Source organism: Virgibacillus sediminis (assembly GCF_042643265.1).
Taxonomy (GTDB): Bacteria; Bacillota; Bacilli; order Bacillales; family Amphibacillaceae; genus Virgibacillus_O; species Virgibacillus_O sediminis.
Genome location: NZ_JBHRRZ010000001.1, coordinates 37961 through 55412 on the forward strand (window position 1 = coordinate 37961; position 17452 = coordinate 55412).

Here is a 17452-nt window from a genome sequence, read left to right on the forward strand (position 1 = left end):
CTTATTAAATTAGCAATACTACTAAAACACTAATGACTTGGCCATTGCCTTAAAACCGGCTTCCTAGGAAAGAGAATCAGTGTACAAGTAATTAAAAGACGGTAAAGGTAACAACCAAGGAGTTGCATATTTAGAAGATGGCGCTACGATAATAGTGGGAAAAAGGAACGGTTTAACCTCTGCAAAAAAAATGGTTTTAGAAGGTTCATTTATAAATGAACACCCTTCTGTTTATGGGTCAAGTTTTCACCTCAATTAGCCTCCCCTATTAAAAACATTCTTTTCTCATAGAATTTACATAATTATTGCTTATAATGCTAAAAGATAAAAAAGAAGTTTACTACTCATTACATAATTGAATACGACAAATTTGTTAACGTGCTTGAAACTTATTGGACGGATGGTCATTCTATTCTTTTGTTCTGCACTAATCATTGTAACCAAATTGGTCTTACAAAGGAACTGGCAACGTTCACAATAACACAAAGGGAGAGATGAAGGAGAAAAGATCAGGTAGCTAAAGAAGGCACGAGTTTATATAGGTTTACTTAAAGAAAAAGCTGCCCTAAATGGTTTAGTGTTCAAACCCTTTTGGGACAGCGAAATAGAAAGATGGACTGTGGCTTAAAATTAAAATTATTGTAGTTTTGTCGCTGAATTACAAATGATTTTTTATTATACTTCAGTTTCTAAGTCTAAGAAATTACTAACTTCCTTTACATAATCAGTAAGTGGATAGGCTTTGTATAGACGACCGGATAATCGGATGGGGTCTCCAAAAAAGTACCTTTCATACTGAGTTTGTCTCGTTCCAAATGAACTCATTGTCAAGTCCCAGGCTAACCTAAAAATCTTCACTCGATCCTCTGCGTCCTTGGTTGCTGCTTGAAGATACTGATCGAGATCGGGTCGGATAGGGGAATCAAATGCATTTTCCGTAGGCAAACCAACAAGTCCACTAGCGCCAATTAATTGAATAATTTCGGTGAAGCGGGGATAAATTTTAGGGAACATGCTATTGGCAACCTGAAGGGGAACAACATTTGGTCGCATTGTTCCCCACTGGTCCAATGTTGCATCATTTTCAGACTTTTCCAATAGAGCCTTCATTGTTTCAAGACCAATGATTATTTCTGACAGCTTTTCTTGAATATGTTGATATTCGCTCACGTTAATCGTTTGTACAAGAAGTTCAGCCAGACCTAAAATGAATTCGGTTTTGGCAATTTGTCTGGTGATGGCTTGATGGGCCGTAAAAGAGTGAAAAGAACTTTGGAATGAGAAGTCTGCGGCTGCCACAGCATTGTCATAATAGAATACTCGATTCCAAGGAACTAGTACATTGTCGAAAACAAGGATGGTATCCATTTCTTCGAATCGAGAGCTTAAAGGGTGATTAAAAAGAGAATCTCCACCAACAAATGACTCTCTGCAAATAAATTTTAACCCCTGAGTATCTGTTGGAATGGAAAAAGCAAAAGCTTCATCTTCATCTAGAAGAAATTTAGGTATACTACTAACTAATACTTCGTCGGTTAATCCGCCTTGAGTTGCTAAGAGGCGTGCTCCTTTAATAACTATTCCTTCTTCATTTCGATCAATCACCCGGGCAACAATAGGGTTTTCTTCAGAGGATTCCAAGTATGAGTCGGAACGATTTACTTGAGGTGCGACAAATGTGTGGGTGAATGAAAGGTCTTTTTTCATTGCCAATTCATATAAGGATTGGATATTTTCTGGAAAACAATTGACTCTTCCTCTTAATAAGGGAGAAGAAGAGGCGAAACTCATCATAGCGGTATTGAGATAATCGGGACTTCTTCCCATCAAGCCACCCGTTTGTCTAGCCCAGTGCTCACTTGCCTTTCGTCTTTTTATTAAGTCATCCTTCGTTTTGGGTTGCAAAAAGGAAATGCCAACAGAATCCCCCGTTTCTGGTGAATGGAAAATCATCTCATCTTTAATATCAGGGTCATGCTGCATATCATATAGGGAAGCCTTTGTGTGAAGAACCCCTTTAAACGCAGGGTGCTCTGAGATTTTCCCCTCAATCTTTTTACCATCCAGCCAGATTTCAGTATCTAATTGGTTTAAGCGTTTAATAAAATCCGTCCCATTAATAGCTCCCATAATAACACTCCCATATCGATTTACTTTTATAATGCAGAGTTATCTCTACTGTACACTTTATTAGTCTGCTTGCTCGCCCATTCCACCATTTTTAATCGGAAAAGCCCTCTAAATTCTTACTTTGGCATGATTAGGTATTATTAATTGTGGGGCGGATAGCCAGTTCAACACCTGGTAACTAACAGGGTGGGTGTATAGAAAAAAAGAGGAGAGATGATATGAGGGGAGTAAAAGGAACTTAAGGAAAACAGACTATGGAAACAACTTAAAAACCTTTGAAGAGATAAATAACAAGCAATGGTCCTAGCTCGGATGTTTTCACCATTTCAGACTAGTCTGGAGTGCAGGGGGGTCATCATGGGATAGAAAGACACTTGTTGAGCGTCGCCCTGCACTCTTCATTGAGGAAATAATGCTAGATAGAGTTTATCCTACTAATTATAATGGTAGTAAATGAGACTATTATGGGGAGCAGTAGAGGGCGGGGAACAGGAAGAGATCAACAAAACTACCCATTTATAATCATGTAGGAAAAGTCGATTGAACAAAAAAGCGGGGTATAATGGGGTGAACGAAGGCGACTGACCTTCCAAAATATGCCGTGTTCATTATTTTTCATGTAGAAGGGAGCTGATTCTGATTGCAGCTAATAAAGAAAAGATAATTATTGATGAGATGATGCAGCATATTATTACAAAGAAGGTAACTCCAGGGGAAAAACTCCCTTCTGAAAATGCATTAGCAGATAAGTACCAGGTACCCAGGACAACCGTACGAAATGCCCTGAAGAAATTAGAGGAACGAGGGGTAATCTATTCCAAACAGGGGAAAGGGCGTTACCTGAAAGGGAAGTCCAGACAAATCCAGCTGCACTTAACAGGCAAAACCAGTTTCACCGATAAAATGAAGCAGTCTGGCTATGATATGGTCACCCAAAATATTTACTGCGGGAAGATCACGTATGATGCTGACATTTGCCAATTATTGCATATGGGAGAGGGAGGTAGCGTCTATAAAATTGGCAGGTTGCGGTACATAAATAATGAACCGATTGCAATACACTATTCATTCGTAAATGACCTGAGATTTCCCTCAATTGCAGAGGAAGGGCCGACGATAAAATCGATGTTTTCCTACTACCGTCAACATGGATATAACGAATTTGCCAGTAATAAAAGTCTGTTAAGCACAACCTTCCCTACCCATGAGGAACAGCAATTGTTGTCCTGTGGCAGCCTGGTGCCACTTATTGTAGTAGAAAGCGATTGTATCGATGTGGAGTCTGAAGAAGTGCTGGAGCACACGAAAATTTTATATCGAAGTGATAAGTTTAAATATGATATAACGATGGACAAGAGTTAACAGGATCGGCTCCTTAAGAGGGCCGGTCTTTTTTTGAAAGCATGAATTCTCAATCGGATGTTTTATTTATTGGACCTTAGATACCCCGCCATAGTTGCCAATTTACAAACACGTCTACAAGAATGAGCTAAGTTTAGCAGTACTTCTTATTAACCAGGTGTACCAAACCGCGCTATTTAATTTATTCAAATTGTTAAGGAAATTTACCTATACTTAACAGCAACTTATCACACAACCACTTGGCAACAAGTTACGATGTATTTGTAAGGGAGGTAGGTAAAATGAAAAGGCGCAAAAGAACGGAAATTCTTATCCAAGCTGATCCCAGCTTAGCCAAGAACTTTGCAGAATCCATCATTCGACATTATAAGTGCCAGGAAATTGTTGCACCAACATACGGGCTGACCATGATAAAAATGAGGGAATCAGCAAAGCAATCGCTTTTTTATATGGGAGAAGTCCTTGTAACTGAAGCAAAAGTGGAAATAAATCAGGAAGTGGGAATCGGTATTGTTGTCGGGATGGAGGAAGAATTGGCCAAACATTTGGCAATTATTGATGCAGCATATAAGGCTGAAGTTCCGGAAACAGGGGCATGGTTGCCTGAATTGCTTGAAGCTGAGCGGCGCATCACAGAAGACAAAGCAAAGAAACAGGCGGAGTTGTTTGAAACGAAGGTTAATTTTGAAACGATGGATGTTTAGTTTATACCTTTATAGAGAGGAGATATCGTATGGCGGTTGATCAAGTACATGATTCGCAGCAGGTTTATCGAGCATTGTTGCATAGTATGTCCAGGCCTGGAACCATTTCATCGGTTGAAAGTGTCGCGGTAGATTCAGACTTCCAACTTCCCTGCTATGACACAACGATGCTTACTGTATTGACACTGTTGGATGCAGAGGTGACCTTTCATATTATTTCGACGAAAAACAAGGGGTTAATTGAAAAAATATCAGAATATACACTGGCAAAGTTTGCCCCGGTTAATAAAGCTGATTATGTCATTGTTTTACGGGATGCTACGGAAGCAGAAATAATTCATGCAATGGCACAGTGTAAGAATGGAAATTTGAGGAATCCTCATACTTCAGCGACCTGGATCATGGAGAGTTCTCCACTTTCATCTAAGGCTGAATTACGTTTATCGGGGCCAGGGATTAAAAATACAGCAACACTGAAGGTAAGTTTTACCCCTGAAATGTGGAAGGCAAGAAATGAAAGAACAAAGGAATACCCACTGGGGATTGATTTGATATTCACTGATTTAAGAAATCAAGTTGCTTGTGTGCCACGCACTGCTTTGGTGGAAATTGAGGAGGTGTATTAATGGGCTATGTAGCAGTAAAAGGAGGAACAAGAGCGATTGAAGCGTCGATTAAACGATTGAAATATGAGCGTCTAAAAGGCGAAGAAATTATCGAAATACATACGATTATGTCCACCATGCGAGTGATGGTTGACCAGGTTATGTCAGAGAGCAGCCTATATTCTCCATTCCTGGCAGCATTGGCTATTAAACAGGCGGAAGGAAGTATGGAAGAGGCGGTTTTCCTCTTGCGGGCACATCGCTCTACACTGCCCCGTCTTTACTATAGTACGCCGGCAGAATCGGAATCCATGCTGACCGAGCGCAGGATTTCGGCAAGCTTTAAGGATATCCCCGGCGGACAACTCTTAGGTCCCACCTATGATTACACCCACCGTTTGCTGGATTTTTCATTAACTGAAGAGGATGTTGATGCAAACCAGCAATGGTTGAATAATTACAGAAAAGATTTACAGAGCTTACCGACATCCGATTCAGTTCAGTACTTTCCTAAGGTAGTCGATTATCTGCGTGAAGAAGGGTTATTTGAAACATATGAAGTGGACAACACTCCGCCTATGGATGTCACAAAAGAAAACATGTCATTCCCGGCACCGAGAAGCGCAAGACTCCAAGTATTAACCCGTGGTCAGACAGGTGCTGTTACCTCTTTAGGCTATGCTTCCTTAAGAGGGTATGGCCAAGTACACCCGACAGTGGGGGAAGTGAGAGTCGGTGTGTTGCCGATTCATGTTGCGCATCCTAATGAAAGGCAACGGGATGAAAAAGATGATTTCTATATTGGTGATATAAGAGTAACGGAAGTAGAGTCATTTGTACCAGTTAATGTAAAGGATGAAAACAATAATGAGGATATGGAATTTGAGATAGGGTACGGAATTTGCTACGGACAGAATGAAACGAAGGCGATCGCTATGAGTATATTGGATCAATGTCTCGAGCATCCGGAATCGGATTTTCCGACCCATGATGAAGAATTTGTTTTGCTGCACATTGATTCAGTAGAATCGACTGGTTTTATATCTCATTTAAAGTTGCCGCACTACGTTACCTTTCAATCGAAACTCGACAGTATCCGTGAAGTAAGAAAAAAAGGGGGGAAGAAGGATGAATGCTAACACGCATTTTGCATTCCTTGATGAAGGATCGAAAAAGGAAATCCGCCGTACTATCCTTAAAGCTGTTGCAATACCAGGTTATCAGACGCCCTTTGCATCAAGAGAAATGCCTATTGCCCGAGGTTGGGGAACGGGCGGTTTGCAAATTACTTTATCTATTATTGGCAAAGCGGATGTACTAAAAGTGATTGACCAGGGTGCAGATGAATCTGTCAATGCGGTCAGTATCAAAAAACTTGTGCATGAAACAACAGGTATAGAACTTACTGAAAGTACACAGGAGTCCACGGTTATTCAGTCAAGGCATCGTATTCCGGAGGTTCCCTTGACAAAGGACCAGGTTTTGGTTTTGCAGGTGCCGATGCCGGAACCACTTCGTCGCGTTGAAGCCAAAGAATATATAACGAAACGACTCCATGCCGAAGAGGAGTACAGCGGTGCCTGGCTGATGTTATTTGAACAGATTATGAAATATGGAAAAACTGCAACAGATGCCGATCACCCGGTCTTGGTTAATGGTCGGTACGTGATGGCGCCCAGTCCTATTCCAAGGTTTGATAATCCAAAGATGCATCAATCGGAAGCCTTAATATTGCTTGGTGCCGGGAGAGAAAAAAAGATTTATGCAGTACCTCCCTATACGGATGTCGAATCTCTAGCTTTTGACGATTATCCGTTTAAGGTTGAATCATTCGCCGGGCAGCACTGCAGCTTATGTGGTGCAACTGATGTCTTTATGGATGAATTGATAGATTCTGCTACCGGTGAAACCATCTATCAATGTAATGACACTAGCTACTGCTTGGAACGCCTGAATGAAATGAAGAAAGTCGAGGTGGAAAGTACCCATGCATGAAGAACCACTACTAAGTGTTCGTCATTTACACAAGCAATTCGGCTCAAGCTGCGAATCTTGCAACAACATTAACTCCAGGGAATTGGAGAAAAACTATTGTCCAAATTGCGGTACCGTCTATGCATGCCAAGATATTTCCTTTGATCTATATCCTGGAGAAATTCTCGGTATTGTCGGGGAGAGTGGGAGCGGTAAGTCAACGATGATGCAATGCATGTATTTTGATGTAGATGTGACCTCTGGTGGAGCCTATATCAACGAGCCGGAAGTCGAGGGTAAGAATGTTTTTGAATTTTCCTCCCAGAAAAAACGGTATATTCGTAATCACAGATACGGAATGGTTTATCAGAATCCATTGGACGGTCTTAAAATGAATTTCTCATCAGTTGGCAATATCGCGGAGAAATTAATCGCAGCTGGAAACCGTAATGTTTCAGAAATGGAGCTGGTAAGTCAGAAACTGTTGGAAAGCGTACAGATTCCCATGTTCCGGATGAAAGAGGAGCCCCGTAATTTCTCTGGAGGGATGCAACAGCGGGTGCAAATTGCCAAAGCATTATCCAACAATCCACCTATACTATTTCTCGATGAAGTGACGACAGGGCTTGATCTGTCTGTCCAGGCGCACGTACTGGATCTAATAAAAAAAATTCAAAGGGATTTCGGTGTCAGTATGATTGTTGTTTCTCACGACTTGGCAGTCATACGAATGCTTGCAGATCGCACGGTTGTCATGTTAAATGGGTCGATTATTGAAGAAGGACTCACTGATCAAATTTTGGAAGACCCCCAGCATGCATATACACAACAACTGGTCTATTCATTAATATGAAAGGAGGGGCAGAGCGCTGTGTTCATAATTCATAATGGAAAGATTATTACAGAGGAAGCAATTGTTGATCAGTGTGCGGTTGTCATTGAGGGGGAAACGATTCAATCGGTGATTGCGGAGAAAGAAATGGAAAACTATCCGAAGGCACAGTTGATTGACGCAAATGGCGGATATATTTCCCCAGGGTTTATTGATATTCATTCCGATTATATTGAGACCCTTGCATCCCCCAGACCAACGAGCATGATGGACTTTAATGTTAGTTTGCGGGAAGCGGAGAAAATATTAATCAGTCATGGCATCACGACGATGTTCCATTCTCTTTCTTTTTACCGCGAAGATATTTTCCATCATAAGCCGATGCGCAATCCTGAAAATGTACAACGGATGGTAGATGCTATAGACGCCACACATAATGAGCTGCATCTTATTCGTCACCGGCTGCATGCCCGATTTGAATTGGATAATATTGGGGAAGTGAATCGTCTTGTGGAAAATATTGAAGCCGATAAAGTCCATTTATTATCTTTTATGGACCATACACCGGGGCAGGGACAATACCGTGATCTCGAAGTGTATCGGCGAACATTACAGGGGTATCGTAATTTAACCGATGACGATGTCCAGACCGTTATTGTGGAAAGACAGAACAGTGAATCTATGACACTGGAAAAAATCAAGGAAGTGGCGGATATTGCGATCAACAAGGGCATAGCGGTGGCATCTCATGACGATGATGATATGGAAAAATTAGAGATAGTGAAGTCCTTTGGGACCAGTATTAGCGAATTCCCAATCACATTGGATGTTGCTAAAAAAGCGAGTGAGATGGGATTACAAACAATCGTAGGCGCCCCAAATGTGCTTTTGGGCGGCTCCCACTCCGGAAATTTGGCTGCAACTGAAGCGATTGAGCATAACTGTGCAGATATATTATGCAGTGATTATTATCCAGCGGCATTGTTGCATGCCATATTCACCTTACATGAGAAGTATGGGAATGATTTACACAGCATGTTTCAAATGGTTACGCTGAATCCGGCAAAGGCGGTACGTATGGATAATGAAATTGGCTCGATAAAAGCCGGAAAAAAGGCAGATATTCTTGTCATTGAACGGATGGATGACGGTTATCCTATGCTAACCAAAACAATGGTAAATGGTGCCTTAATAACGACAACGAATTATCGCTTGAAATAAAGAGAGGAGGTTGAATATGACCATGATTGAAATAAAAGATTTTGGCAAGCGCTTTTCTATTCATCATTTAGAAGAGACGATGCAGGCAGTGGAAGGCATTGATTTCTGTCTGGAGGAAGGAGAGTTTATTGGTATCGTAGGGAAAAGCGGTAGCGGAAAATCTACCATTTTGAAGAGTATTTATCGTACATATTTACCGGATGAAGGGAGTATTCAGTACAATTCAAAGCAATTTGGAAAAATCGATTTAGCGAGAGCGACAGAAAGAGAGATTCTATTCTTGCGAAAATACGAAATCGGATATGTCTCACAATTTTTGAATGTGATGCCGAGAGCGACGTCCAGACAACTTGTGGAAAGGGCATTACTTGAAATGGGGGAAACCGAAGAGGTCGCCCGGTTGGAAGCAGAACAAGCATTAACACATTTTGAACTGGACAGGAAATTATGGGACACGTATCCAACTACATTCTCCGGTGGGGAAAAGTTACGCTTAAACATTGCAATGGCAACTGTAAAAAAACCGCGGTTACTATTACTTGATGAACCGACAGCAAGTCTCGATCAACAGTCGAAAATCAAAGTAAGGGAAATTATTGAGAAGTTAAGAGCAGACGGAACAACACTGGTTGGGATTTTTCATGATATTGAATTTATGGAAGGCCTCTGCGATCAGGTTTTCCATATGGAATCAAAAAGACCCATTCGAAAAATGCTGGCAGGTAGCATTCATGAAAGCTGATTTACATGTGCACAGTTCTTATTCGGATGGCTCCTCTTCAGTCGGTGTAGTCTTGGAACAGGCGAGTATCCATGGGGTAGAGCAGATCAGCTTTGTTGATCATGATACGGTAGACGGGTTGCCTGAAGCCCTGAGGCTTGGTGAAAAATATGGGGTGGAAGTCATCCCTGGCATTGAACTATCGGCATATGATTTTGTACGTAATCGTAAAGTACATGTGCTTGGTTATTATTATGATCCAACAGCACCCCATATTAAATCGGTATGTCAGCCCATTCTCGAAAGGCGGCAGGCTCATTCACTATGGCAAATCGAGCAGATTAAAGCAGCAGGCTTTGATTTGGACATCGCGGCAATCAAACAAACGATGGGTCCAGGTAAGACGATTTATAAGCAGCACATTATGAGGCATCTAACAACTGCAGCCTACTCATCAACCAAGTATAAACAACTGTATAAATCCCTGTTTAAGGGAAGGGGTGTGGCAGCTGGGGACATTGTATACATGGACGTGTTCGATGCTGTTCAAGCTATTGTCTCAGATGGTGGACTTGCGGTCGTAGCCCATCCTGGTCAACTAAATTCTTTTGAAATTATACCGGAGCTGGCCAAAAAGGGGTTGGGCGGTATCGAGCGGAATCATCCGGATCATGATCCAGTGGATCAACAAAAGGTAGAGGAAATTGCTGAGAGATATAATCTCATAATGACTGGCGGAACGGATTACCACGGTTCCTTTGGCGAGATAATTGAAGTTGGTGATATTTCAAGCCCTACACCCCTTCCGGCTAGACAACTCAACGATGGAGTTTACCGCTGAATAGGCATTTGTTGAAATAGTGTTAAAAATCTTAAGAGTTGCTTAATTCGCTGTAAACAGGGTCTCCCTCTTAAAAAAGTATGTTTCAATGTAATTAGTTAATCCAATCCGTTAATAAGGGGGGAATAAACCCATGAAAATATGACGTAAATTTTCCAATTATGAGGAATATTTTCACCCCTGTAAAAAATTCTATTGATAAGGAGCATTATCTATGAAAAAGAAATTATCTTTTTTTGTAATACTTGTTGTGTTTGGGTTGTTCTTAACTGCATGTTCTGAAGGAAGTGCAACTGAAGGCGCTGAAGTTGATGACGTTATTGATATCGTCTGGTACCCAAATGAGTCTGGCGAAGACTTGAAATCATCACGTGATGCTATTGGAGAGGTGATTGCTGAGGCAACCGGGAAGGAAATTGATCATCATCTAACGACGGACTATGCTATTGCGATCGAAACATTGGTGAATGGGAACGCAGATTTGGCTTTCATGGGTGCACAAGGATATGTTGAAGCGAGTAACAAAAATGATGCAGTTCAACCATTGGCTGTTCCTACCGGTCCATCAGGCACACTGGATGATGCTATGTACCATAGCTGGTTAGCGGTTAATATCGATGATCAGGAAGATTATAAAGTAGACGGTGAGTTTTCAATCGATACCATTCAGGATAAAAAGTTCTCTTTTGTTTCTACCAGTTCAACTTCAGGATTTAAGGTCCCATCATCCAGCATCCTTGAGCATTTCAATGAGAAGCCGGAATATACCGATCTAGTGGAAGAAGATTTAATGGAAGGCGGAAAGTTATTCTCTCAAGTATTATTCGGAAATTCCCACCAAGGCTCAGCGGTGAATCTATTAACTAATAGTGCGGATGTTGCTGCTTTTTGTGATACATGTGTTGATAATTATGTAGAAATTGAGAAGGGGGAAGAAAATACAGTAGGTGCTGTTTATCGTGTGAAGGATGATGCGGCAGAACCATTCAATTCGGTTACCGGCAGTGAATTCACTCTAATGAGTGTTACGCCGGTATTAAATGCACCATTTGTAGCTAATGTGGATGCCTTAGGCCAAGCTGATTTTGACAAGTTAGTGGAGAAATTCACCTCGGACGAAGTTGCAAACAATGAACAAATTTTTGTTCCGGAAGATTCCGAGCAGTCTGCTCTATTCTCCAAATCAGGGGACGAAAGGTTTGCACCGGTAGAGGACTCATGGTTTGAACCAATTCGTGAGCTTTCAAAGTAACTGTTTATCTTTTTCACTTTTCAATATCTGGAGTATTCATTGAAAATGCGTACTCCAAAATGTAAAAAAGGAGCCTATTATCATGTCATTGTTACAGGTTGAAGGTCTCGGTAAATTGTATAACTTAGAAACGAAGGTATTAAAAGACATTCATTTTAACGTACAGGCAGGTGAATTTGTTTCCATTATTGGTCCATCCGGTGCAGGTAAGTCCACTCTTTTGCGTTGCATTAACCGTATGGTTGATATAAATGAAGGGCACGTGATTTTTGACTCATCCGATGTAGGAAGCTTGAAGAAAAAGGAATTACGGAAATTGCGTACAGATATCGGAATGATCTTCCAGCATTACAACCTGGTACCACGTTTAACAGTGATCGAAAATGTTCTGCATGGGCGCTTTGGCTATAAAACAACGATGCAGGGGGTTTTCGGGAAGTTTACTGAGGAGGAAAAGGAAAGAGCATTTTATCTTCTTGAGAAACTGGGTATTGAGGAGCATGCCTATAAACGCTGTGACCAGTTAAGCGGGGGACAGCAACAACGCGTAGGAATTTGCCGTGCCCTTATCCAGGATCCAAAGCTTCTTCTCTGCGATGAGCCGATAGCTTCCCTTGATCCGAATGCATCGAAGGTTATTATGGATTATTTAAAATCGATTACTTCCGAGCTGAATATTACATGCCTGGTAAATCTCCATCAAGTCGAGATAGCCAAGAATTATTCGGATCGGATTATCGGCTTGAAACAAGGGGAAGTTGTCTTTGACGGACCTAACGCAAATCTCTCCGTTGAACAAATCAATCATATTTATGGAATAGAGACGAGAGAATTAATTACGGTATAAGGAGAAATCAGAAGTGAATGAAAAAAGATTGATACAGCGCAAGTGGCAAATGAGTCTCTTTTTTATTACCATTATTGGTATCACTTATTTATCAGCAGTGATAACCAATTTTAATCTCCTACATGGCGTTGGGACGATCCCCGAAGCGATTGGATGGATTTTTTCAAATTTATATATTACCCAGGAATCTCTTGAAAGATTGCCGGATATATTAACGAAATTAATTGAAACCATTTCTATGTCAATTGCTGCAACCACTACAGCTGCAGTTGTATCGGTTTTCCTTGGGTTGATGGGATCAAAAACAACCAGTATCAATGGGTATTTAAGTGTTCTGGCTCGTTTTATTGCCTCGTTGTCACGAAATATTCCGGTTGTGGCATGGGCTTTAATCCTACTGCTTTCTTTTGGACAAAACTCTGTAACCGGGTATCTAGCTCTTTTTGTTGCAACGGTAGGATTTTTAACTAGAGCATTCATTGAATCCATTGACGAGGCGAGCCAGAGCTCAGTGGAGGCCCTGACTGCAACAGGTGCAACCTATTTTCATATTGTTAATAAGGCCGTGATCCCGCAATGTTTACCACAGATGATCAGCTGGGTGTTATTTATGATAGAGACCAACATCAGAAGCGCCACATTAGTAGGATTATTAACCGGAACAGGTATCGGTTTCATCTTTGATTTATATTATAAAACAATGGACTATAATACTGTGGCCCTTATTACATTTAGCATAGTTATTGCGGTTATTATTATAGAACTTATCTCAAACCATATTAGGAAGGTGGTTCTGTAATGGAAGTAGTACCAACAAGAACGTACATAAAAAGAAAAAGCAATGGTCGAATTACCATTAAGTCAGGAAACAAAGCGGAATATACGATGCAGTGGACAATTATCCTGCTGGGTGTTTTATCAATTATGTCCTTTGTATTTTTTGATTACACAGGGCTGAATTTGATAAAGGCCATTACAGAAACGGCTTATAATTTGAAGGTAATGTTTTTTGAGCCTGGGTTAAGTCATTTTGGCTGGGGTGAAGCTTTATATCAGGTAGGTATTACACTCGGTCTAGCCGTTTTATCGACAGTGTTCGGAGCAGTTATTGCATTTTTTCTGTCTTTGCTGGCTGCAACCAATTTATCGAAAGGATGGATCTCAAAGACGATACGGGTAATGGTAGCTTTTATCCGGGCGGTTCCAACCATATTATGGGTGTTAATATTTGCGATTGCAGCAGGCTTAGGAAGTGAAGCGGCAATACTTGGCATGCTTTTTCATTCTGTTGCGTACTTAGTAAAGGCATTCTCCGAGGCTTTTGAGGAAGTAGATACCGGAGTTATTGAAGCATTACGGGCTACGGGTTCCAAATGGTGGCATATTGTTACACATGCTGTACTCCCTTCCACTTTTACGTATTTACTGTCATGGACATTCTTACGGTTTGAAATCAACTTCTCGGTAGCGGTAGCAATGGGTGCTGCAGCTGGTGCGGGTGGTATCGGATTCGAACTCTTTATGGCATCCGGATTTTATTTTGATTTAAGCGAAGTCGGATTTATCACCTATGCAATTTTAGCAATTGCTATTCTTTTAGAAGTGTTTTCGACTCGTTTGAAAAGGCGTTATTTTCCCACCCAGGGTGCATGAATTTAATAGTCTATGCCATTCACTTACCTGTTTGTTTTCAATTTCTCTCGACTATCTTATTAGGTTTATTAAACGTCAATTGGAGTATATTTAATATTTATTATTATAGCTTTATTATTGATCCTTTCAAGTAATGTAAAGTCATTAAAATTCTTTACTTCGAACCTACATGTTTGCCATAGAGGTTTTAAGGAGGTGAAATAATCGAGAAGGCTGCTGAGCAACTGACATGGTAAATAACTTCTTGACTATTAAACCAAAAATTAAAAAGGAAGGATGTAAAGATGAAAGCAACTAAATTCGTTTTTATTATGATGATGGTTTTCAGTTTGTTGGTGCCTTCTTTATCACAAGGGTCCAACTATGTAAAGGCAGAGGCTAGCTCGTCAGCTTTTAAAATTGCTATTCTGCCTGATACCCAGAACTTAGCAATGAACCATCCGAATATCTTTCGCTCCCAAACACAGTGGATTGCCGACAATTGGGAGGAGCAGAATATCAAGTTTGTCACTCACGTGGGAGACATCGTTAACAATAACAACACACCCCAGTGGGAGGTTGCTTCTGATGCGATGCGAACTTTGAATGGTGTTGTTCCTTATACTGTTTTACCTGGAAATCATGATATGGGCACGAACGGTTCAGCCAATACACGGGATACCACTTTATATAATACCTATTTTCCGGTAAGCGATTTTTCCGAGACCGAGACTTTTGAGGGTGTTTATCCGGCGGAACCTGACAAGTATGATAATAATTATCATACTTTCAACGCTGGAGGAACTGACTGGTTAGTACTTTCGCTGGAATTTGGACCAAGAGATCCTGTGTTGGATTGGGCGAACGAGGTGGTGTCTTCTCATCCCAATCACCGTGTAATCGTAGTAACGCATAGCTATATGTTTTCTGATGAGACTCGTCATAATTCAGGACATGCTTGGAATCCACATAATTACGGTGTAGCTTCAGAACCAGGTGGGGTTAATGACGGGGAAGAAATGTGGCAGAAGTTCGTCAAGCTACATCCGAATATCTCAATGGTGCTTAGTGGACATGTGTTGAATGATGGACAAGGTCGTCGTGTATCAGTAGGAGACTATGGGAATAAGGTCTATCAAATGCTAGCTAACTACCAGATGCAAGAAAATGGAGGAAATGGTTTTCTGCGTCTTCTGGAAATCGACCCAGAAAAAGGGACTGTGAAAGGAACCAGTTACTCACCTTATCTAGATGAGTACAAAACGGACTGGCAAAATGAATTCCTGTATACAAACGTTGATCTTGATACACCAGATTCAGATGTTATACCTCCCAAGTATCTCTTGAAAGAGGACTTTGATGGGGAGCAAGAACCATACTGCGAAAGTGGAAATAATAAATTTAAATGTGGTGATAACGGGCTTATGGCAGACTGGTCAGTTGTGGATGAGGGATCGGTTTCCGCACCATCCAATTGGTCAGTAGTGAGAGGGGAACTAGTACAGTCTTCCAACATCTATGGTCCGAATGTTTCTGCTGTTGAAAACCGGAAGGGTACCTTTGCATATTACGATAGTGCTAAGTCAATCAATTCTTGGAGAGATTATACGGTTTCCGCTACATTACGCTCCAACGATAATGACGGAATTGGTCTTATGTTCCGCTATCAGGACCCCGATAATTACTATAAACTAGATTTGGATGAGGAGAGGAATTTCATCAAGCTTTTCAAAGTCGTTGATGGAGTGGAGACTACACTGGCCCAGGTGGATGAGCCAGGATATACCATAGGCGCCAATTTTGAATTAAATATAACGGTCAGTGGCAATCAGATTCAAGCGTTCAAGGACGGAATCGATATATTTGGAGAACCCATTATGGATGATTCCCATTCTACTGGTACGGTAGCTTTATATTCTTGGGGAAATCCGAATAGCTACTTCGATGGTATACGAGTTACAAAAGAATAAAAAGTATGGCGAAGATTTCTAGAATAAGACTAGAAGAAACACGGGTTTTCATTAAAGTCTCTGTAGAGATAATTCTCTACAGGGCTTTTTAATTTTACTACATAGAAGGAGGTATGATTGAGTATTCCGTGGCTCAATTGTTGAACACTCTCACCTTATGACCGGCATGATGTAATAAGTCATCCACCAGTTACCGCACACACACTTTTTCAGATCATATCAAGAAGATACGAACATGGCCCAATGATTATTACTTCAAATAGATCATATGTGTGGAATGGGGAAAAACCTTTGGAGAGTGGGGGAGGCTCTTTTCCGAAATAGTGCATTGTTATCGTTTAAAAAAGCACACCTTTACGAACGGAAAGGGGTATAATTAAGGAAGAATCTACCATTGAAAGAGAGGTTATTCTTTAATGGAAGTACGGCAGAATGGATATATACGGGTGAGCAGCAGAGACCAAAATGAAGAACGGCAGGTCGCAGCTATGAAAGAGAGAGGAATAAAACAGCGTGATATTTTTATTGATAAGATGAGTGGCAAGGATTTTGAGAGGGAACAGTATCAGCTTTTAAAACGTATCCTTCGTCCGGGAGATGTATTGTACATCCACTCCCTTGACAGGTTCGGTCGGAACAAAGAGGAAATTGTACAGGAGTGGAATGCTATCACGAAAGAGTTGCAGACTGACATTGTCGTATTGGACATGCCGTTACTTGATACCACCCAATACAAGGACAGCATGGGAACATTCATTGCTGATCTGGTCTTGCAAATCCTGTCCTGGATGGCACAGGAAGAAAGAGACCGGATAAGGAAACGACAGCGTGAAGGAATTGATGTTGCAATAAAGCAGGGAAAGAAAATGGGGCGACCTAAGGCGCAGGTTACCGATGAATTTATGCAAGCTTATAAGAAATGGAGAAGGGGAGAGATTACAGCTACAAGGGCAATGCAACAGGCTGGGGTTAAAAAAACTACTTTTTACAAATTAGTAAGAGAGGCGGAGCACCTATCGACTCCCACTAACTGACTATGATAAATAATTAGCACTTTGGGTGGAAGCAGCTAAATTAAATAATCAGAATGAATTAAAAAGGAAGGTGGAATATGCAAAAGTTTTCAAAAGAGGTTATTAACCAATTAAAGCATTATGTCTATATTTACTCAGATCCCGAAACCGATGACATTTTTTATGTCGGAAAGGGTGTGGGCAACCGCGTATTTTCGCACTTAACCGATAATGAGGATACAGAAAAAAGTCGCATGATTAAACGTATTCGGGACAGGGGACAAGAACCCAAAATCGAAATTCTTATTCACGACTGGAAGATGACCATACAGCCCTGAAAGTTGAAGC

The 17452-nt window shown here is 41.0% G+C and carries 18 protein-coding genes; 17 read left to right on the forward strand and 1 reads right to left on the reverse strand.

The window, feature by feature from the left end; translation table 11 throughout:
• Positions 1-675: 675 nt before the first annotated feature.
• The gene (hpaB, locus tag ACFODW_RS00230; RefSeq protein ID WP_390301134.1) at positions 676-2130 is read right to left on the reverse strand and encodes a 4-hydroxyphenylacetate 3-monooxygenase, oxygenase component; all 1455 of its coding nucleotides are present in this window, start codon (positions 2128-2130) and stop codon (positions 676-678) included.
• A gap of 675 nt (positions 2131-2805) precedes the next feature.
• Here hpaB and ACFODW_RS00235 point away from each other — a divergent pair.
• The 17 genes from ACFODW_RS00235 (at position 2806) to ACFODW_RS00315 (ending at position 17442) form a co-directional block, all read left to right on the forward strand.
• Entirely contained in the window at positions 2806-3492 is a 687-nt protein-coding gene (locus tag ACFODW_RS00235; RefSeq protein WP_390301137.1) for a GntR family transcriptional regulator, read from the forward strand.
• A gap of 281 nt (positions 3493-3773) precedes the next feature.
• The gene (phnG, locus tag ACFODW_RS00240) at positions 3774-4196 is read left to right on the forward strand and encodes a phosphonate C-P lyase system protein PhnG (RefSeq protein WP_390301140.1); all 423 of its coding nucleotides are present in this window, start codon (positions 3774-3776) and stop codon (positions 4194-4196) included.
• Positions 4197-4225: 29 nt separating this feature from the next.
• Positions 4226-4822 (forward strand): phosphonate C-P lyase system protein PhnH, encoded by a 597-nt coding sequence (gene phnH / locus ACFODW_RS00245; RefSeq protein ID WP_390301143.1) that lies wholly within the window; start codon positions 4226-4228, stop codon positions 4820-4822.
• On the forward strand, positions 4822-5940 hold the full coding sequence (locus ACFODW_RS00250; protein ID WP_390301146.1) for a carbon-phosphorus lyase complex subunit PhnI: 1119 nt from the start codon (positions 4822-4824) through the stop codon (positions 5938-5940). The genes phnH and ACFODW_RS00250 overlap by 1 nt, the downstream gene beginning before the upstream one ends.
• Positions 5930-6796, forward strand: a complete 867-nt coding sequence (locus tag ACFODW_RS00255; protein ID WP_390301149.1) for an alpha-D-ribose 1-methylphosphonate 5-phosphate C-P-lyase PhnJ — start codon at positions 5930-5932, stop codon at positions 6794-6796. Before ACFODW_RS00250 ends, ACFODW_RS00255 begins: the two co-directional genes overlap by 11 nt.
• Positions 6789-7628: an ATP-binding cassette domain-containing protein gene (locus tag ACFODW_RS00260; RefSeq protein ID WP_390301152.1), complete on the forward strand. Its 840-nt coding sequence runs from the start codon at positions 6789-6791 to the stop codon at positions 7626-7628. The genes ACFODW_RS00255 and ACFODW_RS00260 overlap by 8 nt, the downstream gene beginning before the upstream one ends.
• Positions 7629-7646: 18 nt before the next feature.
• On the forward strand, positions 7647-8828 hold the full coding sequence (phnM, locus tag ACFODW_RS00265; RefSeq protein ID WP_390301155.1) for a phosphonate metabolism protein PhnM: 1182 nt from the start codon (positions 7647-7649) through the stop codon (positions 8826-8828).
• Between the two features lie 16 nt (positions 8829-8844).
• Positions 8845-9570: a phosphonate C-P lyase system protein PhnL gene (locus ACFODW_RS00270; RefSeq protein WP_390301158.1), complete on the forward strand. Its 726-nt coding sequence runs from the start codon at positions 8845-8847 to the stop codon at positions 9568-9570.
• On the forward strand, positions 9560-10390 hold the full coding sequence (locus tag ACFODW_RS00275; protein WP_390301161.1) for a PHP domain-containing protein: 831 nt from the start codon (positions 9560-9562) through the stop codon (positions 10388-10390). The genes ACFODW_RS00270 and ACFODW_RS00275 overlap by 11 nt, the downstream gene beginning before the upstream one ends.
• 214 nt (positions 10391-10604) lie before the next feature.
• The gene (locus ACFODW_RS00280) at positions 10605-11642 is read left to right on the forward strand and encodes a PhnD/SsuA/transferrin family substrate-binding protein (RefSeq protein ID WP_390301164.1); all 1038 of its coding nucleotides are present in this window, start codon (positions 10605-10607) and stop codon (positions 11640-11642) included.
• A gap of 82 nt (positions 11643-11724) precedes the next feature.
• The gene (gene phnC, locus ACFODW_RS00285) at positions 11725-12489 is read left to right on the forward strand and encodes a phosphonate ABC transporter ATP-binding protein (RefSeq protein ID WP_390301167.1); all 765 of its coding nucleotides are present in this window, start codon (positions 11725-11727) and stop codon (positions 12487-12489) included.
• A gap of 13 nt (positions 12490-12502) precedes the next feature.
• Positions 12503-13288 (forward strand): phosphonate ABC transporter, permease protein PhnE, encoded by a 786-nt coding sequence (phnE, locus tag ACFODW_RS00290; protein WP_390301170.1) that lies wholly within the window; start codon positions 12503-12505, stop codon positions 13286-13288.
• Positions 13288-14142: an ABC transporter permease subunit gene (locus ACFODW_RS00295; RefSeq protein ID WP_390301173.1), complete on the forward strand. Its 855-nt coding sequence runs from the start codon at positions 13288-13290 to the stop codon at positions 14140-14142. Before phnE ends, ACFODW_RS00295 begins: the two co-directional genes overlap by 1 nt.
• A gap of 284 nt (positions 14143-14426) precedes the next feature.
• Complete coding sequence (locus ACFODW_RS00300) at positions 14427-16091, forward strand: metallophosphoesterase (protein WP_390301176.1); 1665 nt, start codon at positions 14427-14429, stop codon at positions 16089-16091.
• A gap of 216 nt (positions 16092-16307) precedes the next feature.
• Complete coding sequence (locus ACFODW_RS00305) at positions 16308-16415, forward strand: hypothetical protein (RefSeq protein ID WP_390301530.1); 108 nt, start codon at positions 16308-16310, stop codon at positions 16413-16415.
• A gap of 92 nt (positions 16416-16507) precedes the next feature.
• Positions 16508-17125, forward strand: a complete 618-nt coding sequence (locus ACFODW_RS00310) for a recombinase family protein (protein WP_390301180.1) — start codon at positions 16508-16510, stop codon at positions 17123-17125.
• 77 nt (positions 17126-17202) lie between these two features.
• The gene (locus tag ACFODW_RS00315) at positions 17203-17442 is read left to right on the forward strand and encodes a hypothetical protein (RefSeq protein ID WP_390301183.1); all 240 of its coding nucleotides are present in this window, start codon (positions 17203-17205) and stop codon (positions 17440-17442) included.
• Positions 17443-17452 lie beyond the last annotated feature (10 nt).